The 24,233-nt window shown below is 62.7% G+C and carries 21 protein-coding genes; 15 read left to right on the plus strand and 6 right to left on the minus strand.

Going from position 1 to position 24,233, the window contains the following annotated elements; translation table 11 throughout:
• Positions 1-14 precede the first annotated feature (14 nt).
• Both P3T16_RS08460 and P3T16_RS08465 read right to left on the minus strand, forming a co-directional pair.
• Entirely contained in the window at positions 15-656 is a 642-nt protein-coding gene (locus P3T16_RS08460) for a DsbA family oxidoreductase (RefSeq protein WP_429341882.1), read from the minus strand.
• A 218-nt stretch (positions 657-874) separates the two neighbouring features.
• Complete coding sequence (locus P3T16_RS08465; RefSeq protein ID WP_429341883.1) at positions 875-2,335, minus strand: trypsin-like peptidase domain-containing protein; 1,461 nt, start codon at positions 2,333-2,335, stop codon at positions 875-877.
• 260 nt (positions 2,336-2,595) lie between these two features.
• Here P3T16_RS08465 and P3T16_RS08470 point away from each other — a divergent pair, with 260 nt between their 5' ends.
• Together P3T16_RS08470 and P3T16_RS08475 are read left to right on the plus strand one after the other, a co-directional pair.
• The gene (locus tag P3T16_RS08470) at positions 2,596-3,519 is read left to right on the plus strand and encodes a LysR family transcriptional regulator (protein ID WP_429341884.1); all 924 of its coding nucleotides are present in this window, start codon (positions 2,596-2,598) and stop codon (positions 3,517-3,519) included.
• Positions 3,520-3,661: 142 nt separating this feature from the next.
• A complete protein-coding gene (locus P3T16_RS08475; protein ID WP_429341885.1) occupies positions 3,662-4,975 on the plus strand; it encodes an aconitase family protein in 1,314 nt (437 codons plus the stop codon).
• A 44-nt stretch (positions 4,976-5,019) separates the two neighbouring features.
• Here P3T16_RS08475 and P3T16_RS08480 read toward each other — a convergent pair whose 3' ends face one another.
• Together P3T16_RS08480 and P3T16_RS08485 are read right to left on the minus strand one after the other, a co-directional pair.
• Positions 5,020-5,679 carry a TetR/AcrR family transcriptional regulator gene (locus P3T16_RS08480; protein ID WP_429341886.1) on the minus strand — a complete coding sequence of 220 codons (660 nt, stop codon included), beginning with the start codon at positions 5,677-5,679 and terminating at the stop codon, positions 5,020-5,022.
• 724 nt (positions 5,680-6,403) lie between these two features.
• The gene (locus P3T16_RS08485) at positions 6,404-6,655 is read right to left on the minus strand and encodes a hypothetical protein (protein ID WP_429341887.1); all 252 of its coding nucleotides are present in this window, start codon (positions 6,653-6,655) and stop codon (positions 6,404-6,406) included.
• A gap of 212 nt (positions 6,656-6,867) precedes the next feature.
• Between P3T16_RS08485 and P3T16_RS08490 the strand changes: the two genes are divergently transcribed.
• From P3T16_RS08490 to P3T16_RS08520, 7 genes are all read left to right on the plus strand, one after another.
• On the plus strand, positions 6,868-8,061 hold the full coding sequence (locus tag P3T16_RS08490; protein WP_429341888.1) for a CaiB/BaiF CoA transferase family protein: 1,194 nt from the start codon (positions 6,868-6,870) through the stop codon (positions 8,059-8,061).
• A gap of 8 nt (positions 8,062-8,069) precedes the next feature.
• Positions 8,070-9,320: a CaiB/BaiF CoA transferase family protein gene (locus P3T16_RS08495; protein WP_429341889.1), complete on the plus strand. Its 1,251-nt coding sequence runs from the start codon at positions 8,070-8,072 to the stop codon at positions 9,318-9,320.
• A 17-nt stretch (positions 9,321-9,337) separates the two neighbouring features.
• Positions 9,338-10,552, plus strand: coding sequence for a cytochrome P450 (locus P3T16_RS08500; RefSeq protein WP_429341890.1), 1,215 nt, complete (start codon positions 9,338-9,340; stop codon positions 10,550-10,552).
• Between the two features lie 72 nt (positions 10,553-10,624).
• Complete coding sequence (locus tag P3T16_RS08505; RefSeq protein ID WP_429341891.1) at positions 10,625-10,819, plus strand: ferredoxin; 195 nt, start codon at positions 10,625-10,627, stop codon at positions 10,817-10,819.
• A 102-nt stretch (positions 10,820-10,921) separates the two neighbouring features.
• The gene (locus P3T16_RS08510; RefSeq protein WP_429341892.1) at positions 10,922-12,142 is read left to right on the plus strand and encodes an NAD(P)/FAD-dependent oxidoreductase; all 1,221 of its coding nucleotides are present in this window, start codon (positions 10,922-10,924) and stop codon (positions 12,140-12,142) included.
• A gap of 32 nt (positions 12,143-12,174) precedes the next feature.
• Complete coding sequence (locus tag P3T16_RS08515) at positions 12,175-13,671, plus strand: aldehyde dehydrogenase family protein (RefSeq protein ID WP_429341893.1); 1,497 nt, start codon at positions 12,175-12,177, stop codon at positions 13,669-13,671.
• 80 nt (positions 13,672-13,751) lie between these two features.
• Positions 13,752-15,479 (plus strand): GMC family oxidoreductase, encoded by a 1,728-nt coding sequence (locus P3T16_RS08520; RefSeq protein WP_429341894.1) that lies wholly within the window; start codon positions 13,752-13,754, stop codon positions 15,477-15,479.
• 53 nt (positions 15,480-15,532) lie between these two features.
• Here the strand turns inward: P3T16_RS08520 and P3T16_RS08525 are convergent, their stop codons facing one another.
• Positions 15,533-16,618, minus strand: a complete 1,086-nt coding sequence (locus P3T16_RS08525) for an alcohol dehydrogenase catalytic domain-containing protein (protein WP_429341895.1) — start codon at positions 16,616-16,618, stop codon at positions 15,533-15,535.
• Positions 16,619-16,845: 227 nt separating this feature from the next.
• Between P3T16_RS08525 and P3T16_RS08530 the strand changes: the two genes are divergently transcribed.
• The 6 genes from P3T16_RS08530 (at position 16,846) to P3T16_RS08555 (ending at position 23,059) form a co-directional block, all read left to right on the plus strand.
• Positions 16,846-18,081, plus strand: coding sequence for an ABC transporter substrate-binding protein (locus P3T16_RS08530; protein WP_429341896.1), 1,236 nt, complete (start codon positions 16,846-16,848; stop codon positions 18,079-18,081).
• A 100-nt stretch (positions 18,082-18,181) separates the two neighbouring features.
• A complete protein-coding gene (locus tag P3T16_RS08535) occupies positions 18,182-19,063 on the plus strand; it encodes a branched-chain amino acid ABC transporter permease (RefSeq protein WP_429341897.1) in 882 nt (293 codons plus the stop codon).
• Positions 19,060-20,082 carry a branched-chain amino acid ABC transporter permease gene (locus tag P3T16_RS08540; RefSeq protein WP_429341898.1) on the plus strand — a complete coding sequence of 341 codons (1,023 nt, stop codon included), beginning with the start codon at positions 19,060-19,062 and terminating at the stop codon, positions 20,080-20,082. The genes P3T16_RS08535 and P3T16_RS08540 overlap by 4 nt, the downstream gene beginning before the upstream one ends.
• Positions 20,079-20,900 (plus strand): ABC transporter ATP-binding protein, encoded by an 822-nt coding sequence (locus P3T16_RS08545; protein WP_429341899.1) that lies wholly within the window; start codon positions 20,079-20,081, stop codon positions 20,898-20,900. Before P3T16_RS08540 ends, P3T16_RS08545 begins: the two co-directional genes overlap by 4 nt.
• A gap of 34 nt (positions 20,901-20,934) precedes the next feature.
• The gene (locus P3T16_RS08550; protein WP_429341900.1) at positions 20,935-21,612 is read left to right on the plus strand and encodes an ABC transporter ATP-binding protein; all 678 of its coding nucleotides are present in this window, start codon (positions 20,935-20,937) and stop codon (positions 21,610-21,612) included.
• A 4-nt stretch (positions 21,613-21,616) separates the two neighbouring features.
• A complete protein-coding gene (locus P3T16_RS08555; protein WP_429341901.1) occupies positions 21,617-23,059 on the plus strand; it encodes an FAD-dependent oxidoreductase in 1,443 nt (480 codons plus the stop codon).
• Between the two features lie 199 nt (positions 23,060-23,258).
• On the opposite strand, the gene P3T16_RS08560 is transcribed toward P3T16_RS08555, so the two are convergent.
• Positions 23,259-24,062 (minus strand): FadR/GntR family transcriptional regulator, encoded by an 804-nt coding sequence (locus tag P3T16_RS08560; RefSeq protein ID WP_429341902.1) that lies wholly within the window; start codon positions 24,060-24,062, stop codon positions 23,259-23,261.
• Positions 24,063-24,233 lie beyond the last annotated feature (171 nt).

Below are 24,233 nucleotides of genomic sequence, written 5' to 3' on the forward strand. Positions count from 1 at the left end.
GCGGGGCTACCGCACTACGCTTCGGCCAGAATCTGCTGGATGACCTGCTCGAAGGTTTCGACGGGTTGTCCGCCGCTCACCAGATAGCGACCGTTAAAGATGGTCGCAGGCACTGACTGGATACCCGCCGCCTGGTATTCTCGTTCTTCTGCACGAACCTCGTCGGCATAGTCGCCGCTCCGCAGTACCTCACGTGCTTGCGCAGCGTCCAGCCCGACGGATTGGGCCGCTTCGACCAGAACATTGTGATCGCTCGGGTCTTTACCCTCGGAATGATAAACCCGCAGCAGCGCCAGTTTGAGTGGCAACTGCGCCCCTTTGATACCGGCCCAATGCATCAGGCGGTGTGCATCGAAGGTGTTATAGACCCGCGTACGCGGGCCGAAGGCAAAACCAACGCTCGCCCCACGCTCCCGGATCATGGCTTGCGTTTCGGCGATCTGTGCCGGCGTGCGTCCGTATTTTTCGCCGAGATAGTCGACAATGGCCTCGCCGTCCGGCGCCATGTGCGGATTCAACTCGAAGGGATGTACGACTATTTGAGCGTCGACCGCTTCGCCCAGGCGCGATAGCGCAAGCTGCAGCGACGACAGGCCGATCGCACACCATGGGCATGCGATATCGGATACGAAATCGATTGTTAGCTGTTTTGTCATTGCTTTCCTGACGGGAATAACCTGTGGCCTGGCCAGCTCGGTACGACGCAAATGCGGCCCATAGGGTAGTGTGGCCTGAATTGCCAATTTTTGCAGGACCGCGTTCCGGACGCAATCCAATGTCGCCGATAAGCACCGCTACGATCACCGACTCCAGCTTGATCGACATGTTGTAGTAGCGTTTCCTCGCGACACCCACGCTGCCCACGCTGGGCTTTTCATCTAGGCTTGACCGAAACAAAGCTGCGTGCGTTGTTGCGCTGTATGAGCACCGCTATCTCCTTGCCTGCCTTTGCTTCCAGCGCTGTCACTTCCGCCTGCGTTTCGACCAGCGTGCCATTGAGCGAAAGGACGATATCGCCGGGCTGGATGCCAGCGCTTGCCGCCGGCCCATCGACCCCGTCCACCATCAGACCTACGGCAAGGTCGTGGGCGTGCAGTTCGTCCTGACTCAGCGGATGCAGAATCAAGCCCAGGCGATCTGTTGCGCCGCCTTCGGTTTGTCGAGCCTGGGGGCTCTCCGCGGACGCGCCGACCATGACCGTCGTCGTCATCGGTTTTCGATTGCGGATCAGCCTGAGTGTGGTTTTCGTCCCGGGCAGCAGATCAGAAGCAGCCTCGCCGAGTTCGGCCGAGCGATCAATCGTCTTGTCGCCGATCTGTACGATAACGTCACCTGGCTTGAGGCCGCTCGAGGCGGCCGGCGTGCCGGGCGCGACGGAATTGACCAGCGCACCTGCCGGTCGCGGCAGGCCAAAGGCCACCGCCAACCCGGGGCCGACGTCCTGTACCTCCACGCCGAGGCCGCCCGGAGATGTCGCATGCAGGGCTAGCACCTGCGACCGCACCTTGGCCGCCAGGTTGATCGGGATGGCGAAGGTCAGGCTGGGGTGGCTGTCTGAGTCCGCATAAATCTGCACGTCGATGCCGATCACCTCGCCTGCACGGTTGAACAGTGGGCCACCCGAATTGTCCGGGTTGGCGGAGACATCGGTTTGAAAAAACGGAAAACTGCTCCCGTCCGGGAGCGTGCGAGAGGTGGCGCTGACAATGCCGGCGGTAACGGTATTCTCGAAGCTGTCGGGCGACCCGATCGTCAGAACCGGTTCACCGACGCGTACCCGCGACGAGTCCCCAAGTTTGACGGTCGGAAGCTTCGTGGCATCGACCCGAATCACCGCGACGTCGCTCTGGGTGTCGACCGCCAGGACGTTCGCTTTGAATTCGCGTCGATCGGTCAGTCTGACCGTCACTTCGCCGGCTTGATCCACCACATGAGCGGTAGTCAGAATGAGGCCATCGGGGCTAACAATGAAACCAGAGCCGCTACCCGTGATGGCGCGCGGCGAACTGTCCTGAGAGGCCTGCGATCGCGGCGCCATGTGCTTGACGAACGCTAGAAGGGGATCGTCAGCATCGATTGCCGGGGGGGCCGTCAGCGACGATTGCTGCTCCGGGGCAGTCGCGCTGATATTCACGACGGCGGGTCCGTATCGCTCTACGATGGTCGGGAAGTCGACCGGTGCTGACGCGTTGGCCGATGAAACCCGCTTTTCCTTCGCAGGCAGCGGAGCCGCGCCGGCGGCGTTCGCCGTCGGCTGCAGGCAAGGATAGCAGGAGATAAACACAGCTATCACGGCAGCAAGGAACCAGGTGCGAGCAAGAGTCCGGTCAAACACAGTGCGCCTCCATAGCGGGTGTTATGCGCGCGCCGGGCGCGCGAAGCGCCGGTGCGAAGAAGCGTGACCCTCGCCTACTATGATTTATAGCGGAGCAACAGAAAAATTGCAGGTAGCGCTATTCCTGGGGGACGGTTTGCGACTGGCGCAGAGCCCCCAGCAACGAACGTTTGCATTGAGCCTGGTGCCGCCGACCGGCGCGATTCACTTGCAGCGGGTGACGGCGGATCATCACCCCATTCTCTGCTGGGTCGGGCGGCTTGCCCCGTGAGGAGTTACGTAGCCACCTCGTTTCCCGCATCGACATTTTTACGCTCCGGCTGTTCCTTGCGGTGGTCGAAGAGAGCAGTATTGCGCGCGCAGCGGATCGGGAGCACATGGCGCCGTCGGCTGTCAGCAAGCGTCTGGCGGACCTGGAGCAGATGATGCACGTCGCGCTGCTCGAACGCCATCGGCGCGGTGTGTCGTTGACGCCGGCAGGGCAGGCATTGCTTCGTCATTCGCGTCGCATTCTTCGCGATCTTGAGGAACTCGAGGCCGAGATAGGAGAGTTCACCTCGGATTCACAAGGCGCGCGCGGGCATGTGCGGGCGCGTGCGAACGAGTCCGCGCTGTTCGGCTTTTTCCCGGATGCGCTCAGTCGCTTCATGGGGGAGTACCCGAACATCACCGTCGATCTGCGGCCGGATACCAGTACGGGCGCCGTGCAGGCGGTCCGTGAAGGCGCCGCTGACTTCGGGATTTTTTGGGGCGACCAGCCTGTCGACGGCATGACCGTGATCCCCTGTTACGTCGACCGGCTGGTTGTTGTGGTGCCGCAAGGACATGCGCTCGCGGGGTGGCGCAACGTCAGCTTCGTGCAACTGCTCGAATTCCCGATGATCCTGCAGGAGCCGCTGAGCTCGATTCAAAACCTGACCGAGCGCCTCTCCACCGAGGCGGGGCAAACACTAAAGTCGCGCATCCGCGTCGCCGGCTTCGACGCGGTGTGCCGCATGGCGCAGGCTGGACCGGGGATCGGCATCGTGCCGGATTACTTCGTCAGCGCTCGCGCTTCGGCGATGCATATAGCAGAGGTACCGCTCGACGAAGCATGGGCCAATCGTCTGCACAAATTGTGCGTGCGCAATATGGACGAAATGCCCGCGGCGACGCGCCTGCTTGTCGAGTATCTCAGTCTCTGAGCGAACCTCCCGGCTCGGTCACGTCACATTACGCCGCCTGAAGCTGCCATCGTTGTTTGCGTTGGTTGCGTTCCCAAATACGTCTTCTGCTGATTTTTTGCCTTCTTAGACTTCACTCCATCGATCAACCGGTGGAGCATGCGTGTCTCAGGCAATCACGAGTCGGGTTTCTCTTTTCGACAAGCTGTGGAGGCAGCATGTCGTCTACGAGCGTGACGACGGCCATACCCTTCTTTATATCGACCGGCACTATGTCGGCGACGATCTCCCGCGCGACACATTCGACGTGCTTGCCCGCAAGGGGATCCGAGTACGCCAACCCGGCGCGACTTACGCGATGGCCGATCACTATGCGCCGACGCACGGCCGGTCGATCGCGGAAGTCGTCGACGCCGATCGCCGCGAACTCGTCCAGAAACTGGTGGACTTCACGCGCGAACAGCATGTCCCGATGTTTCCGCTCGACGATCCGCGACACGGCATCGTGCATGTCACTGGCCCCGAGCAGGGGTTGACGTTGCCCGGCATGACCGTCGTATGCGGCGACAGCCATACCTCCACCCATGGCGCCTTCGGCGCGTTTGCGTTCGGTATCGGCGCATCCGAAGTCAGTCACGTGCTGGCGACGCAAACACTCTGGCAAAAACGCCCAGCTACGCTGGATGCCCACATTGACGGATCGCTGGCGGCCGGTATCACCGCGAAGGATCTCGTGCTCGCGCTGATCGCGCATCTTGGCGCGGCGGGCGCCGCAGGCCACGTGATCGAGTATCGCGGCGCAGCGGTCGACGCGTTGAGTATGGAAGCGCGCATGACGCTATGCAATATGTCGATCGAAGCGGGCGCGCGCGCCGGAATGATCGCGCCCGACAACACGACGTTCGCCTATCTGCGCGATCGGCCCTATGCGCCGACTGGCGCCGCCTGGGAAGAGGTGGGACCGGCGATCGCGAGCGTGCGTGCGCTGGACCGGATTGCGGTATGGAACGTCAACGCCGATGCGGCACGTCGCTGTGCGGCGCGCTGGCGGGACGGGGGATTGCCGGCTGAAGCGGTGATGGATCTGGAATCGGCCGTGCGGAATGCGGACATTGTCAGTTGCGCCACGCTTGCCACAGAACCGTTAATACACGCCGAGTGGCTCGCGGAGGGCAGTCATCTCGATCTGATCGGCAGCTTCACGCCACAGATGGTGGAAGCCGCGCCCGAGTGTTTCCAGCAAGGCGACGTTTGGGTAGACACGCCGGAGGCTCTCCTGAAAGCCGGAGATTTGCTGAAAGCAATTGCAGTGGGGCGGTGGCGTGCGGAGGCTGTGAAGGGGGATCTCACGGCGTTGTGCAGGAACGAATGCCCGCGACGGACAAGCGATACGCAACGAACGGTTTTTAAGGCCGTCGGCTCGGCTTTGGAAGATCTGGCGGCGGCGCGTCTTGCGTATCGTGCTCTTGCGGGATAGTCGACTAGATAGGCGTCAAGTTCGGTATCCGAACAGTTTTCTGATTAACGAGGCGCCTTGCTCAACGCTTTCCACACCACTTTGGTGGCGGCGCGGAACGCGGTTGGCTCAGGCGCGTTTTCCTTTGCCCGGCGCAAGAACACGATCAGTCCTTGCCAGTGCGAATAGATCAGCGAGCCGCGCAGACGGCATTCCTCCTGAGGCAACTCGGTGTTGATCTGTGCAACGAGTTCGCTGAATATGCGCTGAAACTCGCCGCTGACGTGCACCATCAACTCGCTGATCGACTCCATGTGTTCGGCGAGACACCAGCATTCAAGTGCGAAAGAGCTGACCACATTCTCCGGGTCGGTGAGCGCGGCGAAGGTCTCATCCAGAATCGCGTCGAGCCGCGCCTCGGGCGTCATGCTCTTATCCATGGCGAGCAAGCGATAACGTTGCAGATAGCGCCTGGCCAGTTCCTCGATTGTCGAGTGCAATAGCAGCTCGCGGCTGCCGAAGTAATGCTGCAGCGTGGCGAGGCGGATGCCGGTATCTGCCGCCACACGTCGCTGCGTGAAACCGGCATTGCCTTCCATGGCAAATACCTTGATGGCGGTCTCGAGGATCTCGGGGACGCGTGTGGTCCGATTGCCGCGCCGCTTCGGCGTGGCGTCGGTTTCCTTCGCACCAAGGTCCTCCGAACTGATCTTCAAATCTTTCATCCGACGAATTTCCTTCAATGACTGGTTGGCCGCCTACGCTGGCCGCGAGCGCTTCCGCGCCGGACTGGCGGATGTTGCTTTATTGGTCGATAAACCAATTATAGGTGCAGCTGGCGGGCCCGAGCTTACTTGCCAATGTAGTCAGGCCGGTTGCTTCGATGCAATGCAACATGGTGATGTAAGGCTGCGATCTTATCGTTTACCCCTTTGTCGCTCGTCTTGTTAATTGGTCTCTTGACCACTATTATTGGTCTGCGGACCAAATAAACACACGACGGCGGGCATGGCAGTGTGCTCGCGCCGCTCTGGGGAGTCGAGTCCCCGGTATGTGAGGAGCGTTCAGATGGACAACGGTGAAAGAAGTTTGCGAGGTCTGGTCGATAAATGGATCGGATTGTCGCCTTTGACGCCTGGCCGGGTCTTCCGCGTGAGCCGCAAGGACGCGCGCGAGGCACGTTGCGTGTGCGTGGAAGTGCGGCGTGCATCAGGGCCACTCTCACTCATGTTCTTCCAGCATGGCGACGGATCCTGGTGCGTCTTTCCACCCACGGCCAGCCGGCCGACCTTGCGCCCAGGCTAATCCCGCTTCGCAATCCGGGGAACGTGTGACACGCATTCGGCTCTCGACAGGACAACGGTGTATCCATTGCTTCATGAAACGATGGGTACGTTTCGTCATCCTATGTTGTTAGGGAAAACCAATTTGTGCGTTGCAAACATGGACTTAGCTTGCCTCACCCCGGTCATTGTCCCGCCCGGTTCGGGATAAAGGCTGTTCGTCATTCCAGTCCGATACTGCCAGATAGCGCTGCACGAGCTCTTCGTCAGCGACGAATCCCACTGAATTCGCCATATGGCAGGCCGCCGAAGTCGAGGCGAGTCCGTCGAAAAACCAGTCGCCGAACGCTCGGGCCGTGTGTGCGAGTGCAAACCGGGTCCTGGGATGCAGCAGGTGGTGTCGATTGTCGGTGCTCATGTCCCCTCCGTCGATAACGGGCTGGTTTTAACGAACTGTGCCTCGAAGTAAGGCGCCCCGCAGCAGGGATTTACCCATCCTTGACAGGAAAAATCAAAGCGAGCAATATTTGTCAAAGGTTCATCCAATGATAAATTGCGATGGGTGAATATCGGGGCAATCGGCTTTGAGCGGAATGGCATCCGGGACACGCGGAAAATCAGGAGGGGAAGATGGGTGGTGCACTTGAGGGCATGAAAGTCCTCGACTTTACGCAGATGATGAATGGTCCTTTCGGCACGATGCTGCTTGCGGACTTTGGGGCGGACGTGATCAAGGTCGAGCCGCCGGTGGGCGACACGATGCGTCTGACTGGCGAAACATTTCTCGGTGACGACGCGGTGTATTTCCTGACGCTGAACCGTAACAAGCGCAGCGTGATCGTCGATCTGGCGACGCCGGAAGGTCAGCGCGTGGCGCAGGAAATGGCGAAGCAGGTGGATATCGTCGTCGAAAACTTCCGGCCCGGCGTGGCCGAGAAGCTCGGTATCAGCTACGAAACGCTGTCGGCGCTCAATCCGCGCCTCATCTACTGCTCGACCTCGGCATTTGGCCGTACGGGCGAGGACAGCTATCGCCCGGGCATGGATCCTGTCGTGCAGGCCATGTCCGGCATCATGCAACTTACGGGCGACGAGAACACGGGCCCGTTGAAAACCGGTATGCCGTATGCCGATCTGATCACGCCGCTGCTGTCGACCATCGGCGTGCTCGCTGCCGTGCAGTCGCGCGACAAGACAGGGCGTGGTCAGCGTGTCGACCTGTCGATGATCGATGCGACCATCTTCAGTATGATCCCGCGCGATGCGTATTACTTCGCGACCGGCGAAACACCGGGACGCATCGGCAACGCGCACTGGCAGATCGTGCCGTACAACACCTATCGCACCGCCGACGATCGCCACATCATGGTGATCGCCCATACCGACAAGTTCTGGCGTGTCCTCGCTTCGGCGGTCGGCGCTACGGAACTGCTCGACGACGAGCGGCTGAAAACCAAGGACGGGCGTCTTGCGCACCGGGATGTCGTCGACGCGGGTCTGGCGAAAGCGTTCGCCAGACAATCGCTCGCCCACTGGGACGAGAAGCTGCGGGAAGCGCACGCAATGTTCTCGCCGGTGCTCAATTTCCAGGAGGTCTTTGAGGACCCGCGTGTTCAGGAAGATCTGGTCGTCGAACTCGATCATCCGAAAGCCGGCAAGTTCAAGGTCGTGACGAACCCGATCCGTCTGTCGGAGACCCCGCCGTCCATCCGGCGTCCGCCGCCGACGCTGGGCCAACACACCGAAGAAATTCTGCGCGAATTCGGCATTACGCCAGCAGATGCGCAACCGGCCGCCGTTTCGGCTGCTCTCGGAAGCGAGTGAGCGTGCTCATGACGGACACAACCAATACAGCCACAGCCGCTGAACTGCCGCCGCTCGGGCGGCACGAACCGCCGTTGAAGGGGCTGCGCGTGCTCGATCTGTCGCGTGTCCTCGCGGCGCCCTTCAGCGCGATGATGCTGGCCGATCTGGGTGCGGAGGTGATCAAGGTCGAGCATCCCCAGGGGGGCGATCAAACGCGTCACTGGGGCACGGCGATCCAGGGGGGTGAGCGCACGTACTACCTGGCGATCAACCGCACCAAGCAGTCGATCGCGATCGACTTCTCGAAGCCGGAAGGCGCCGGGCTTGTCAAAGCGCTGGCGCGCGAAAGCGACGTGCTGATCGAAAACTACATGCTGGGTGCGCTCGATCGTTACGGCCTCGGCTACGAGGCCTTGCGCGCGGAAATCCCCAAGCTGATCTATTGCTCGGTCAGCGGTTATGGCCGCACGGGTCCGGGCGCGCAACGGCCGGGCTACGACTCGGTGATTCAGGCCGAAAGCGGCCTTATGTCGATTACCGGTGAGCCGGACGGCGAACCGTCGAAAGCGGGCGTGCCGATCTGCGATATCACGGCCGGCATGTATGCGACCCAGGCAATTCTCGCGGCCGTCGTGCGCCGCCTCCGAAACGGTCACGGCGAAGCCATCGACATCGCGCTATTCGATTGCACGCTGGCGAATCACACCTCGGTCGCGGCGAATGCGCTGCTGCTGAACCGCACGCCCGGGCGTTACGGCAACAGCCATGCCGACATCATTCCGCAGGGTCTGTATCACGCGTCCGACGGTCCGATCATGTTCCACGTGGGCAGCGATGCGCAGTTCGCGCGCTTCTGTTCCGAGGTGCTCGACATGCCCTCGCTCGCCGCAGATCCGCGTTTCGTCGATAACGACGGGCGCCGCGCGAATCGCGACGCGCTCGATGAACTGATGTCGAAACGGCTCAAAACGCGTTCGCGCCAGGACTGGATTCCGCTGTTTCGCCGCGCGGGTGTGCCGGCCGGCGTCGTTCAGAACGTGCTTGAGGCGCTTCGATCCGATGAATCGAAAGCGCGCGGCATGGTCTGCGAAATCGATCATCCCACCGCGGGGCGCATCAACCTCGTGAATTCGCCGCTGAAGATGCGTGACAGCACGCTAGCGCCGCCGATCGCGCCACCGTTACTCGGCGAGCACACGGATCGCATCCTCGAGGGCCGCCTCAAGCTGGATGTTGCAGCGATCGCCAGTTTGCGCGCAGCAGGCATCGTAAGTTGATATCAGGAGACACAGTCATGCACGACCACAATTCATCCGCGCCGGCTTTTCCGATGGGCCGCTGTCCGTTCGCGCCGCCGCCGGAATACGCAGAGATTCGTAAGAAAGAGGGCCTCTCGAAGGTCACCATGCCCGACGGTTCGCTCGCCTGGATCGCCACGCGTTACGGCGATGTGCGCGCGATTCTCGGCGACAACCGCTTTTCCACCGTGCCGTCCACCCCGGGCTATCCGTTCATCGCGCCCGCGCGTGCCGCACTGCTGATGAATGAAAAGCCTCCCACCATCATCCGCATGGATGCGCCCGAGCACACCAGGTACCGGCGCATGCTGACCAAGGAGTTCATGGTTCACCACATCGAGGCGATGCGCGGCGAACTGCAGCAAACGGTCGACACCTTGCTCGATGAGCTCGTGGAGAAAGGACCGCCCGCTGATCTGTTCGAGGATTTCGCCCTCGCGGTTCCGACCACGGTCATTTCGAGAATTCTCGGCGTGCCGTACGAAGACCGCGACTTCTTCCAGGAGCGCAGCAAGGCGAAGCTCGACCTGACCGCCGATCCGGAAGTGCCGATCCGGGCCGGCGCCGAGATGCGCGAGTACCTCGATCGTCTGATTACGGAAAAGCTCAAGCGTCCGGGCAATCGCGACGACCTGATCAGCCGTCTCGTGACGAGCCAGGTGGTGCCGGGTCATATGACGCGCGAAGAGGCGCTCGCCACTATCGAACTGCTGTTGATGGGCGGCCATGAAACGACCGCGAACATGATCGCGCTCGGCACGCTGTCCTTGCTCACGCACCCGGACCAGAAAGACGCGCTGGTCGCGGACCCGTCGCTCGTGCGCAATGCGGTGGAGGAAATGCTGCGCTATCACACCATCGTTCACTACAACGGTCCGCGCGTGGCGCTTGAAGACGTCGAAGTGAACGGCACGCTCATCCGCAAAGGCGAGGGCGTACTGGCACTGATCACGGCCGCGAACCGGGATCCGGATTCCTTCGAAGATCCCGACAAATTCGACATCCGCCGCGAAGCACTGCATCACGTGGCGTTTAGCTACGGTGTGCACCAATGCCTCGGGCAGCCTCTCGCGCGCGCTGAACTGCAAATCGTGTTTTCGACGCTGTTCCAGCGGTTGCCGAACCTGCGTTTGACCGTGCCGGTCGACGAGATCAAGTTCCGCTACGACGCCTTCGTGTACGGCGTCGATGCGTTGCCGGTGGTGTGGTGAACGGCAAGTTGGGCTGAGCAATGCGCTTGCGCGCATCTGTTGCGCAAGCGGAGACAACATCTGGAGACGAGCATGAAAATCAAAGTGGATGCCACGAAATGTATTGGCGCAGGACTGTGTGTGGTCGCCGCCCCCGAAGTCTTTAGCCAGAACGAAGACGACGGTCTCGTCATCGTGTTGCAGGAATGCCCCCCGCCTGAATTGCATGAGAAGGTACGCGAAGCGGCGCGCCTGTGCCCGGCACTGGTCATCACGCTGGACGACTAGACGCGGCGATTGCGTCGGTACAACTGGAATCCGGCGGCCGCTGCGCGGCTGCCGCGGCGTGCGGCCTGGCTCACGTCGTCACCCGTCTAGAGGTCGAGAAATATGGATGCGGGAATCGTGATCGTCGGCGCGGGGCAGGCCGGCTATCAACTGGCGGTGTCACTGCGCGATGCGGGTTATACGAAACGTGTGGTGCTCATAGGCGAAGAACCTGACCTGCCTTATCAGCGCCCACCCTTGTCGAAAGCGTTTCAGAGCGGCACCTGCGACGCTGCGCAAGTGACGTTTCAGTCCGACGCTTTCTATCAGGAACGCAAGATCGAACTGATGCTCGGCGTCACCGTGCTGCGCATCGATCGCGAGCGCCGTTGCGTGATAACCGGCGACACTCGAAGCATCGACTACGAGCACCTGGTGCTCGCCACGGGCGCGCGCAATCGCCTGCTGCCGGGTTGGAACAGCGCGACCAAAGGCCTGATGACGCTGCGTACGCTGGACGATGCGCGCAAGCTGCGCGAAGCGCTCGGCGAATCGAAACGCGCGCTGATCATTGGAGCGGGTTTTTTGGGGCTCGAGTTTGCCGCTGTGGCGGCGGCGCGTGGCGTAGCGGTGCATGTGATCGAAGCGAGTTCGCATTTGATGAGCCGTGCGGTCAGCGCGCCTGTGGCCAACGCGTTTCGCGCACATCATGAATCGAGCGGCACGACCTTCAGTTTCGACAACGGCGTGAAAAGCATTAGCGCCGAGGCAGGCCGCGTGGTCGGCGCGCAGACCATGGACGGCCGCGTGCATGAAGCCGATCTGGTCGTTGTGAGTATCGGCGTGATTCCGAACGTCGAGCTCGCCAAAGAGGCGCAGCTGGAAACCAGCAACGGCATTGTCGTCGATGCGAATCTGGCGTCCAGCGATCCGTCGATCTCCGCGCTCGGCGACTGCGCGGCGTTCCCGTCGCGCTTCGCGTTCGGTCAGTGCCGGATCGAATCGGTGCAGAACGCCGTCGACCAGGCGCGCTACCTCGCGCAGCGGCTGACCGGCCAGACCCATGCTTTCGAAGCGGTGCCGTGGTTCTGGAGCGACCAGGGCGGCGTCAAGCTGCAGATCGCGGGGGTGGCGATGCATCAGGCCGACGAGGTGGTGGTGCGCGGCGACCATGCCGGGCTGAAATTTTCCGCCTACGGATTTGCGAACCGCCGCCTCGTCGCGGTGGAGTCGGTCAACCGTCCCGCCGACCACATTGCCGCCCGCAAGCTGCTCGCCGCTGACGCGCCGGTGCTGCCGGCTCACGCCGCCGATGCGCAATTCGATCTGCGCACGCTGCTCTAGCCGCATGCCCGACCACATTGAGAGGCTCAACCATGTCTACGATTTATGAAACCCTGGGCGCGCAGAGCGCGAACTTCATTCGCGGCACGCATCGCTTGCTGATCGGCGGCCGCTGGGTCGATGCGCAGTCGGGCAGTATGTTCGACGTCTTCGATCCGGGCACCGGCGAAGTTGTCGCACGCGTGGCCGAAGGCGATGCCGCGGATATCGATCTCGCCGTGCAAGCCGCACGCCGCGCGTTCGAAACCGGCGACTGGGCGAAGATGAAGCCCGCCGACCGTACGCGCCTGATGTTCCGTCTTGCCGATCTGCTGGAACATCACGGCGACGAACTGGCCGAGATCGAAGCGGTGGACAACGGCAAGCCGCTTTCCGTCGCCAGACGCGGTATTGCCGGTACGGCTGAAATGCTGCGCTATATGGCCGGCTGGGCGACCAAGCACAATGGCGAATCCGTCAACGTATCAGTGCCGGGCGAATGGCACGCCTACACCACGCGTGAACCGGTCGGCGTGGTCGGTCAGATCATTCCGTGGAATTTCCCGCTCTCGATGGCGATCTGGAAAATCGCGCCGGCGCTCGCGACCGGCTGCACGGTCGTGTTGAAGCCGGCCGAGCAGACGCCACTCAACGCATTGCGGCTCGGTCAGATCATTCAGGAAGCGGGTATTCCTGACGGCGTGGTCAACATCGTCACCGGCTTCGGCGCAACCGCCGGTGCCGCGCTGGCCGCGCATCACGGCGTCGACAAGATCGCCTTTACCGGTTCGACGGAAACCGGCAAGCGGATCGTGCAAGCCGCGCTCGGCAATCTCAAGAAGGTGTCGCTCGAACTCGGCGGCAAGTCACCGGTGTTCGTGTTTCCGGATGCAAAGCTCGATCTCGCTACGGCCGGCGCGGCCAATGCGATCTTCTTCAACAGCGGCCAGGTGTGCTCGGCAGGTTCGCGCCTGTTCGTTCACAAGAAGGTCTTCGATCAGGTGGTGGAAGGGGTGGTGGCGTATGGCGACAAGTTGAAGGTCGGCCACGGTCTCGCGCCCGACAGTCAGATCGGTCCGCTGATCTCGAGTCAACAGAAGAAGCGTGTCGAGTCGTATATCCGCAATGGCGTGGAAGAGGGCGCGCGGCGCATTGGGCAGAATCCGTTGCGAGGCGACGGCGGCGGTTACTTCGTGCCGCCGACCGTGTTCGTGGATACGACCTCAAGCATGTCGATCTATCGCGAGGAGATTTTTGGTCCGGTGGTCTGCGCCATGCCTTTCGACGATGCGGACGTCGAGCGTATCGCCGCCGAAGCGAACGATACCGAACTGGGTCTGTTCGCGGGCATCTGGACACAGAACCTGAGCCTCGCGCATAAGCTCGCCCGGCGCATCAAGGCGGGCTCGGTGTCGGTGAATGCGCATATGGTCAACGATCCGGCGTTGCCGTTCGGGGGCTACAAGCAATCAGGCTGGGGCCGCGAGCGCGGCCGCGAGGTGCTCGATCTGTACACGTCGATCAAAAGCGTGGCGATCAATCTGGACTGAGCGGTGTGGACTGCACGGCCTGGGTTCGGGAGACGGCCCTGTCGCGCAGGCGTTCGAGCAACCCGAAGCGTAGAACTACGATGACATCCTTTGACTACATTATCGTTGGTGGCGGCTCGGCAGGATCGGTGCTGGCCAACCGGCTGTCGGCGAATCCGGCGAAACGGGTGCTGCTGTGCGAAGCGGGCGCCGATTTGCCCAACGAGAGTCTGCCGGCTTCGATTCTCGACAGCTATCCGGGCACGGCCTATCTGAACCCGGGTTATCTGTGGCCAGAACTGCAGGTGCGAACGGTGGCGCCGAAGGACGGCGAGACCACGCCGCGCAAGCTGCGCAAATACGAGCAGGCGCGCATTCTCGGTGGTGGTTCGTCGATCAACGGCCAGTTCTTTAACCGTGGCGCACCGAGCGATTACGACGATTGGGAAGCGCGCGGTGTCAAAGGATGGAGCTGGGACAGTGTGCTGCCATACTTTCGAAAGATCGAACGGGATCTGGATTTCGACGGTCCGTTGCACGGCAAAGATGGCCGCATTCCGGTGCGGCGGATTTTTCCCGAGACCTGGCCGAAGCATGCGACGGCGATTGCCGCCGCGTTGAAGGAGTCGGGCTACGCGTATCTGCCGGATCAGAACGGCGAGTTCAAGGACGGCTATTTCCCCATCGCCATTTCGAATCTGAACGAGCGGCGCGTATCGGCCTCGATGGCGTATCTGGATGCGGCGACGCGGCAGCGTCCCAACCTGACGATCTGGACCGAGACCGAAGTCGCGGGCCTGATATTCGATGGAACGCGTTGCTGCGGCATTCGCCTGGACATGCCGGGCAGGCCGGCGGAAGTCCGCGCGGGCGAGGTAATCCTGTCGGCGGGCGCATTGCAGTCGCCGGCTATTCTGCTGCGTTCGGGTATCGGGCCGCTTGCGCATCTGCATGAACACGGCATTCCTGTCGTCGCCGAATTGAACGGTGTCGGTCAGCATCTCATGGAGCATCCGTCGGTTGCCCTGGCCTCGTTTATTCGCAAGGATGCGCGCGTGAACGAGACGACGCGGCGCCACATCATGCTCGGCTGGCGCTACTCGTCCGGTATCGGTGGCGCGCCTGCGGGCGATATGTTTGTCTCCGTAGTCACAAAGACGTCGTGGCATGCGGTCGGCGAGCGCATCGGCACGATGCTGATGTACGTGAACAAGCCCTTCTCGAATCTCGGGCAGGTACGCTTGAACTCGACGGACTGGCGCGACGCGCCTTCGGTCGATTTCAACTTTCTCTCTGACGAACGCGATCTCGACCGGCTCGTCGACGGGTTCCGCAAGATGGCCGCGGTGCAAGCGCTGGCGGCGGTCAAAGAGGTTACGGCTGATCCGTTTCCAGCAAGTTACAGTGAAAAGGTTCGCCAGGTCGCGATGCTGAGCCGCCGCAACAAGCTGATCACCGATGTGCTGGCCACCTTGCTCGACGGTCCGGCGCCGTTGCGCAAGTTCTTGATGACGCGGGTGATCGCCGGCGGCGCAACGCTCGCGGAAGTACTTGCGGACGAAGGCGCACTGCGTGAATTCGTCCGCAGCGCCTGCGTAGGTGTGTGGCATCCGTCGTGCACCTGCCGCATGGGCGCCGACAACGATCCGCTCGCGGTGACCGATGCGCAGGCGCGCGTGCGCGGCGTACAGGGTTTGCGCGTGGTGGATGCGTCGATTTTTCCGCATATCCCGAGCGGCAACATCAATTTTCCGACCATGATGGCCGCGGAAAAAATCGCCGACGTCATCGTGGGGCAGGTCGCGACTGTTGTGTCGGCGGCGGTGTAGACGGTGTGGCTGTGTGGCTGTGTAGCGCCGAACGGGGCGTCCGGCGCCGCGACTTATGTGGCGGATGCAGCGCCGGGAATCAGCACGGCGCGGCCACGAATCTTGCCGGCCTGCAGCGCGTCGAATGCGCTGAGTGCGTCGCGCAGCGCGAAGCGCGTGACGAGCGGTTTGATCGCGCCGCGTTGGGCGAGCGCGATGACGGCCGCGAGATCGCCATAAGTGCCGCCATATGGACACATCATCGACACGCCACGCGGCAGCGGATTGTTCGACGAGCGGGCCACGAAAGGATAGGTTCCACCGGAAAGGCCGACTACGCGAATCGCCCCGGAACGGCAGACGAGTGCCGCATCCAGTTTCAGCGTTGCATCGTTGCCGACGAAATCGAGCACGACGTCTGCCCCGCATCCTTCGGTGAGCGCCATGACGCGCTCGGGCAGATCGTCTTCGGTGGCCAGCATGGCGACGTCGAACCAGGGCCGCGCGGCATCGAGCGCCTCGCTCGAGACATCGATCGCGACGATCTTTGTGGCACTGGTCGCGCGAAGAATCTGCGCGGCCAGATTGCCGAGTCCGCCGAGCCCGATGATCACCGTGGTCGAGCCGGGATACAGCTGCTCGGCACAGGTGCGAATCGCGTGATACGGGGTGAGCGCGGCGTCGGTGAGCGTGGCGGCGATGTCAGGGGCCAGGTCGCCGATCGACATCAGCGCGCTCGCCGGCGCGCACACGTATTCAGCCATGCCGCCGTTGCGGGTCACGCCGGGCGTCGGCGGCGGCGAAAGGCGGCTGCCGGTGCGGCGGCAAGCGTTCTGGCGACCCGCGAGACACGCGGCACATACGCCGCACGACCAGCAGGGATGGACCACCACACGATCGCCGTTGCGCCATTGCGTGACGCCTGCGCCAGGCTCCACCACTTCGCCCGCGATCTCGTGCCCGAGCGTCGTGCCGTCGGGCGTACGCGAGTCGGCGGCGGAACGGATATGCACGTCGGTCTGGCACAGACCAGCGGCGAGCACGCGAAGCAGCACTTCGCCCGCGTTGACTTCGGGCCGGCGCAACGTCGCGAGTTGGACATTGCCGGGTTCGAGCAGTTGTACAGCTTGCATCGAGTGATTGCAGTGTTCGCGTTCCACACGTGTCTCCTGAATGGATTGATTCAAACGCACGCCGACCCAGGCGTCAGTGTGCACGACGCGCGGCCGTTCATCTGGTCGCGCTTGCCCTGGTTGCGGCGCATACGAGGTAAAACCCCGAGCCGGGCTTTCTTGACATCTGAAATCCGACACGTTTATGATAATTCAAAGGTTCATCCAATGAACAAATAACCAGGCACTTACAAACCATAGGTCAGGAGACAGGCATGATCGAAAAGCGCAGCGCGGTACGCATAAAACGAGCAACGGGTTGGTCGGGTGTCGCGAGGCTGACGCTCGCGGCACTGACGGCGATGGTGCTGACTATCCCCGCGCGAGCTGCGGCGCCGATCGTGATCTGCTCGGTCGACGACCGCAGCGGCTCTGCTGCCGAAACCGGCATCCAGGGCTACCAGGGTCTGCAGATGGCGCTCGACGAAGCGAACGCCGCGGGTGGTATCGGCGGGCACAAGCTGCAACTGGTGGCCTATGACGGCAAGACCGATCCGCAATTGACGGCGACCTTCGCTTCGCGTTGTGCCGAAGATGACAAAGGGCTCGTGATTATCGGCGGCAATCCTTCGGCGCCTGCTGCCGCGATGATTCCTGTCGCGACCGAAGAAAAGATTCCCTATTACATTTTGTCGGCGGGCACGGATTCGCTGGTCGATCCGTCCGCGCTTTATCACTTCCGCTTCGGCCCAGCCAATCGCCAGGATGCGGCAGCCATTGCCGACCTGCTCGCGCAGCAGGGCTTCAAGCGGCCGGCCATCATCAACAACTCGGTACCGTTCGGCATTGACGGTGCGCGTGCCACGACAGCGGCGCTGAAGAAAAAGAACATCAGTGTGATCGCGCAGCAAACCTACGACATCAACGCCACAGATCTGTCGCCGCAGGTGACGAACCTGCACGACGCGAAACCCGACGTGGTAATCGTGTTTCCATACGCCGCCGACGGAGCGCGCGTTCTGCGCACCATGCGGCAACTGAACATCAACGTGCCGATCATCGTTTCGCGTAGCGCGCTGCTCGATACGCTGCGCAAGCTCGCGGGGCCCGCCAGCGACGGCGTGCTGATTCCGAACACCGTGGATCCGACGCGCCCCGACGTGCAGGCATTCTTCAAGACATTCGACGCGCGCTTCGGCCCGCATCAACCCACGCTTTATCCAGTGATCGGATACGACGCGGGCAAGTCCGCTTTGCAGGTGATCGCCACCCCGGCCGTGCTCAGGGCGATCGATGCCGGCGATCTCGCGCAAGCCCGCACCGCGTTCCGCGACGCGACGGAGAAGCTGAACGACGTCAAAGGACTGCAGGGCGAGCAGGGCGCCTCGTATCGCTTCGGTCCGAAGCAGCATCACGGTTCGCCCGACGAGCATTGGTACGTCTTCATTCAGGTCGCGGACAACGGCATCCACCTGGTGAAACCGGACCTCGGCAAGTTCAAGCCGCATTGAGGTTCCACCGGAGCGTTGTTGAAGACGGCGGGCGTTGCCGTCCGGCGTTCGCCTGGATGCTTTAGCCCGGATTCGGGCAGTTTCAACGAGGGCCATGCTCATGGACAAAATCAGTGTCTTGTTGCTCGCCGGCCTGACCAACGGCAGTGTGTACGGTCTGATCGGTCTGTCGTTATCGCTGATCTATGGCACGAACCGCGTCATCAATTTCGCCCAGGGCGATTTTGTGATGATCGGCACGATGTCGGCGGTCTTCTTCATGGTTACCTGCAACCTGCCGACGCCACTCGCGCTCGCCGCGGTGATCGCCGTCGTGCTGGTGTGCGCGCTGATACTCGAGTTCGCCGTGTACCGGCCGCTCGTCAAACGCGGTGCGCCGCCGCTGACGATCATGATCGGCACACTGGCGGCGGCGATCATCGCAAGCGGCCTCGCGCTGCTGATCTGGGGCGCCGATCAGCTGTTCGTGCCGAACATCCTGTCGATGAAACCGATCACGCTCGGGCCCCTCACTACCAATCAGCAGCAACTGGCGATCGTGATTGCGTTCGTCGTATTCCTGGTGGCGACGTGGTTCCTGCTGTATCGCACGAGCTTTGGTCTGTGCGTACGGGCGACCGGCGCGCAACCGCGCGTCGCGCAACTGATGGGCATCCGTTCGTCGCGGATCGTGCGGTTCGGCTTCCTGTTCAGTGCGCTTGTCAGCGGTATTGCTGGCGTGCTGATCGGACCGCTGCTGGGCGGCCAGGCCTCCATGGGCGTCGATCTCACCGTCAAGGGCTTCATGGCGGCGATCCTGGGCGGTCTCGGCAGTCCGTTCGCCGCGGCGGCGGGTGGCATCGTTATCGGCATTCTGGAGGCGTTCGTGGCGGGCTACGGCAGCAGCCTCTACGCAGAGCCGATCATCTTTCTGTTAATCCTGCTCGTCCTGTTGATCCGGCCATATGGGCTTCTGGGCGACTTTGAGGCAGTCCGGCGATGAAGACAGCATCCATTCAATCCACGTTCTGGTCGATCAAGGCGCCGTTCTTCGTCCTCCTCGTCGTCGCGCTGCTGGCGCCGATGCTGTTGACAACGGGCTTCCAGCTACGGCTGATTTCGCTCATCTGCATCTACGCCGTCCTGAGTGTCGGTTTCAATCTGCTCTACGGTTACGCCGGCCAGATCGCGATGGGGCATCAGGGGTTCTTTGCGATCGGAGCATATGGGTATGCGTTGCTGCAGCTCAACGCGAAATTTTCGGCGTTGGGTGCGCTGCCGGCGAGTCTCGTGATCTGCGCGCTTGTCGCGCTGGTGATCGGCGTGCCGCTGCTGCGGCTGCGCACGCACTACCTGGCGATGGCAACGCTGTGCTTCGGCATCGTCATCGCGGGCGTGGCGAATCGCTGGATCGAGGTGACGGGCGGCACCGCCGGGTTGCTGATTCCCGCGCTGAGTATCGGCGACAAATCCGTCGACCGTCTGACGCTCTACTACGTGATCGTGATCGTCACGGCGCTCGTGCTGATCCTGCAGAATTTCATCGTCTCAAGCCATCTGGGGCGTTCCCTGCAAGCCATTCGCGACGACGAACGAGCGGCCGCGGCGCTCGGCGTCAACGTCTCCGTGCAGAAGCTGCGCGTGTTCGTGTTGAGCGCGGTGCTCGCGGGTCTGGCTGGCATTGGCTTCGCCGTCGTCAGCCAGCAGGTGAGCCCGAGCATGGGCGAATTTCCGGTGCTGGTGTCGATGCTGACGATCGCGGTGGTGGGTGGTCTCGGGACACGGTATGGACCGGTGCTCGGTTCGATCGTGGTCGTCGCGGCGCCGCAACTGCTGACGCGTTTCGGCGAGTTGCAGACGCTGGTGTACGGCTTGTGTCTGTTGCTGTTCCTGATTTTCCTGCCCAACGGACTCTCGGGCCTGCTGGGTTCGCAGCGCCGTCCGCCGCGCATGCGGCTGTTCCGCCGGCCGACCTCCCGCATGCCGGCTAATCCGACGGTCAAGAAAGGAGTTGGACAATGAGAGGCCAGTCTTCTGTACAGCGAAGCCCTATCGTCGGCGCACCGCAGTTGATGGCGATTCAAGGCTGCATGAAACGCTTTGGCGGGCTGCTCGCGGTCGACCAGGTGTCGTTCGAAGTCCACCAGGGCGAAGCGATCGGTTTGATCGGCCCGAATGGCGCGGGTAAGTCGACTACTTTCAACCTGATCACCGGCGTGGATACGCCCACTTCGGGCGACATCGTGTTCAAGCAGGAAAACATCACGCGTCAACCCTTGCACAAGCGGAGCGCGATGGGCATGGCACGCACTTTCCAGATCGTTCGGCTGTTCAGCGGGTTGACGGTGCTCGAGAACGTGATGCTCGGCTTTCACCCGCAACTGGTGGACGGCTTCCTGTCCTCGTTGCTGCGCTTTCGCAAGGTCGCGGCCGATGAACGACGTTGTGCGAAACGCGCGATGGAACTGCTCGATTTCGTCGGTCTGGCGCAGCGCGCGCATGATCTGATCTCGCACTTGCCGCACGGGCAGCAACGTCTGGTGGAGATCGCGCGAGCTTTGGCCAGCGAGCCTGGCATTCTGCTGCTCGACGAGCCGGCCGCCGGTCTGAACGACCAGGAAACCGCAGGTCTTGGGCGCATGCTGCGTCAGCTCAACGACGACGGTTTGACAATCCTGATCGTCGAGCACGACATTGGTTTCATCATGGGGCTGTGCCATCGCATCGTGGTGCTCGATCACGGCGCGAAGATCGCTGAGGGCGATGCCGCGTCGATCCAGAGCAATCCGAAAGTGATCGAAGCGTATCTGGGAACCGGGGGCGCACATGCTAAAAATTGACGGACTGCGTGCCGGATATAAAGGCACGGAAGCATTGCACGGCCTCTCGCTGGAGATAAAGCAAGGGTCGATCGTGTCGGCTGTCGGCGCCAACGGTGCGGGCAAGTCCACGCTGATCAACGCGATATCGCGGCTGGTCGACGTGAACGCCGGATCGATTACGTTCGACGGCGAGGACATCGTCAAGCTGTCGGCGCCGGAGGTGGTCGAGCTCGGCATTGTGCAGGTGCCGGAAGGGCGGCAGCTGTTTACGGCGCTGACCGTGACCGAGAACCTGCGCCTCGGCTTCCATCGGCTGCGCCATCGCCGCGAGGTGTCGCTTTACCGCGACCGGCTCGATTACGTCTACGCGTTGTTTCCCAAGCTGAAGGAGCGGGCCGATCAACGCACGATCAGTCTGAGCGGCGGCGAACAGCAGATGGTGGCGATGGGCCGCGCGTTGATGGCGGACCCCAGGCTGCTTCTGCTCGATGAGCCGTCGTTGGGGCTGGCGCCGCTGGTGGTCGAACGGCTGTTCGGCGTCTTGCAGGTCCTGCGCAAAACCGGTCTCACGATCCTGCTCGTCGAACAGCACGCGGACGAGGCGCTGGCGCTGTCCGACTACGGCTACGTGCTGTCGGTCGGTCATATCGCGGCGCAGGGCACAGGTGAATCGCTGCGCGGCCACGAAGCCATCCATCAGTCCTATCTCGGCCAGGCCGATGGGGGGTAATGGCATGTCCGGAACATTGTTGAGCGTGGATTTCGCCGTCGTAGGAGCTGGGCTCGCCGGGCTCGTGGCCGCCAACCGGGCGGCCGAAGCGGGTCTCTCGGTCGCGCTGCTCGAAGCCGGCCGCGAAGAACGCTATCCAGCCAACTCGCGCTATGCGGGCGGCGTGTTTCATCTCGCGTTCCTCGATGTGTCGTCGGGGCCGGATGCGCTGCGGCGCGCGATCGTCGAGGCGAGCGCGGGTTTGCGGGACGAGGCGCTCGCCGATGCGCTGGCGCTCGACGGGCCGCGCGTCGTGGAATGGTTGAGCCGTCACGGCGCAGAGTTCGGCCGCGGCGGGGAGCATGTCTTCATGGGCCACATGCTCAAACCATACAGCCTGCGCGAAACCGGCTTTCAGAACCATTGGCGCGGTAAAGGTGGCGATCTGCTGCTGGCGCGGCTTGAAGCGTCGTTGGTGGCGTTGGGCGGCCGCTTCATGCGCGGCGCACGCGCCGTGGAACTGCGCATGGTCAACGACCGCTGTACGGGAGTCTGGATGCGGGAGACGGACGGCTCGAACCGGCTGGTCGAGGCACGTGCCGTGTTGCTCGCCGATGGCGGTTTCTCGGGCAATGCCGCGATGGTCAAACGGTACATCTCACCGCGTCCCGAGCATCTCTGCAAGCGCGGTGCGGGCACCGGCATGGGCGACGGTATCCGGATGGCGCAAGCCGCGGGCGCGTTGTTGACGGGGATGGACAAGTTCTACGGCCACGTGCAGCACGCGCAGGCACTCGGCGATGAGTCGCTGTGGCCGTATCCGGTGCTGGATATCGTGGCTTCGTCGGGCATCGTGGTGGACGGCGCGGGTCGCCGTTTCGCGGACGAGGGGCTCGGCGGCGTCGCGGTGGCCAATGCGATTGCCACGTTGGACGAACCGCTGTCCTCGTTCGTCATCATTGACGAAGCGATCTGGGAGGACGCCGGCCGCGCGTTCCTGTTGCCGCCGAATCCTGCGCTGGAGCGGCTTGGCGCGACGATTCATCGAGCGCCGGATATTGAGGCCCTGGCTGGACAACTCGGAATGGACGCAGCCGTGCTGCGTGAGACGGTGCACGACTACAACGCGGCGCTCGCTGGTGGCCGCCCTGGCGGCCTGGCGCCGCCGCGCACGGTCAAGCCAGCGACGCTGGCGACCGGCGCATCGCCGGTCAAGGGCCCGGGTTTTTTGGCGATTCCGCTGTGCGCCGGCATCACCTACACGATGGGTGGCATCGCGATCGATGCGGATGGCGCGGCGCTGGATGCCAAGCACCGTCCGATTCCTGGCCTGTACGCGGCGGGCGCGACGACCGGCGGCATTGAAGGCGGCGCGAATTCGGGCTACGTGGGCGGTCTGATGAAGGCTGCGGTGTTCGGACTGCGTTCGGCCGAAGCGGTTACGCGCGGGTTGATGACAGCGACCTGACGCCGTTTTCCTCGCTCGGAGAGGCCACGAACCTGGTTCGAGGATTGAGGGCGTGAAGGCCGGACGGCAGGGCTCCGATGGCGGCTCGATGCTGCCTGCACCGCCTGCGCGGTCGTTCTCTTCTCCGCTTCCGCCGCTGCCGTGCTCGCTGCTTTGCTGTTGACGCGCCGTGCGTGTCACGCGCGGCGCGCGCCTGTCTTCAGCGCTTCAACTCGCTCTGCTGGGCCAGATAGTGCTTTTGCAGTGAACGCAGATGCGTTTCCATTTCCGCGCCGGCTTTTTCCTGGTCGCGCGCGGCGAAGTACTTCAGCAGACGACGGCGTGACGGCATGACCGCGCTGTCAGGTGCGGGCGTGACCAGTTCGAGCATTTGCTCATGAATTTCGACCAGTGCATCTGTGAGGATGACGAGCACCGGATTGCGCGCCGCACGCGCCACCAGCCGGTGGAATTCCAGATTGATGCGCAGCCGCTGCTGGACATCGCCGTTCGCCACTGCGATCTCGCTTTCACGAACGTTTTCGCGCAACGCCGCGAAGTCCTCCTCCGTGCCGCGCTCGCAGGCAAGGCGTGTGGCCGCGACGCCGACGATCAGGCGTGCTTCCGTCAGGTCGGACGGCCGGATCGCGCCGAGGCGAAACAGGTCGGCAAAACCGGCGATTACCGCGTCGCCTTGCCCTTCCCGGACAAATGCACCGCCCGTTGCCCCTTTGCGAAACTCGAGCACGCCTGCCATTTCCAGCGAGCGCAGCGCTTCCCGGACCGTGTTGCGGCTCAGGCTGAACTGTTCGGCCAGATCGCGTTCCGGCGGCAACCGGTCGCCTGGCTGCAGCGCGCCGCTTTGGAGTTGCTCGCGAATCTGGTCGGCGACGGCTTCGAACGCGCGCCGTGTCTGGACCGGCGCATAAGCAGGCGTGGGGCGCACGCGGGTAAGCGGCGCGTCAGCCGTGGCAGCGGTGCTTCGCGCTTTCGACGTCTGGGCGGTGGTTTTAGCGGTTTTCAATGATTAATCCATTCACAGTTTGCCGGAATCCTAACCCCCGGCGGCCAATTCTTCAAGTGAGCAATACCCGTGTCCACAAGGACGGAAATGCCAGGCGATTTCCTGACTTGACAGCAGCTCCGATCTCCGCGAGTATATTTCAAAGGTTCATCCAATGGACCAAATGACAAA

It is taken from the genome of Paraburkholderia sp. GAS42 (assembly GCF_050436565.1).
GTDB lineage: Bacteria > Pseudomonadota > Gammaproteobacteria > Burkholderiales > Burkholderiaceae > Paraburkholderia.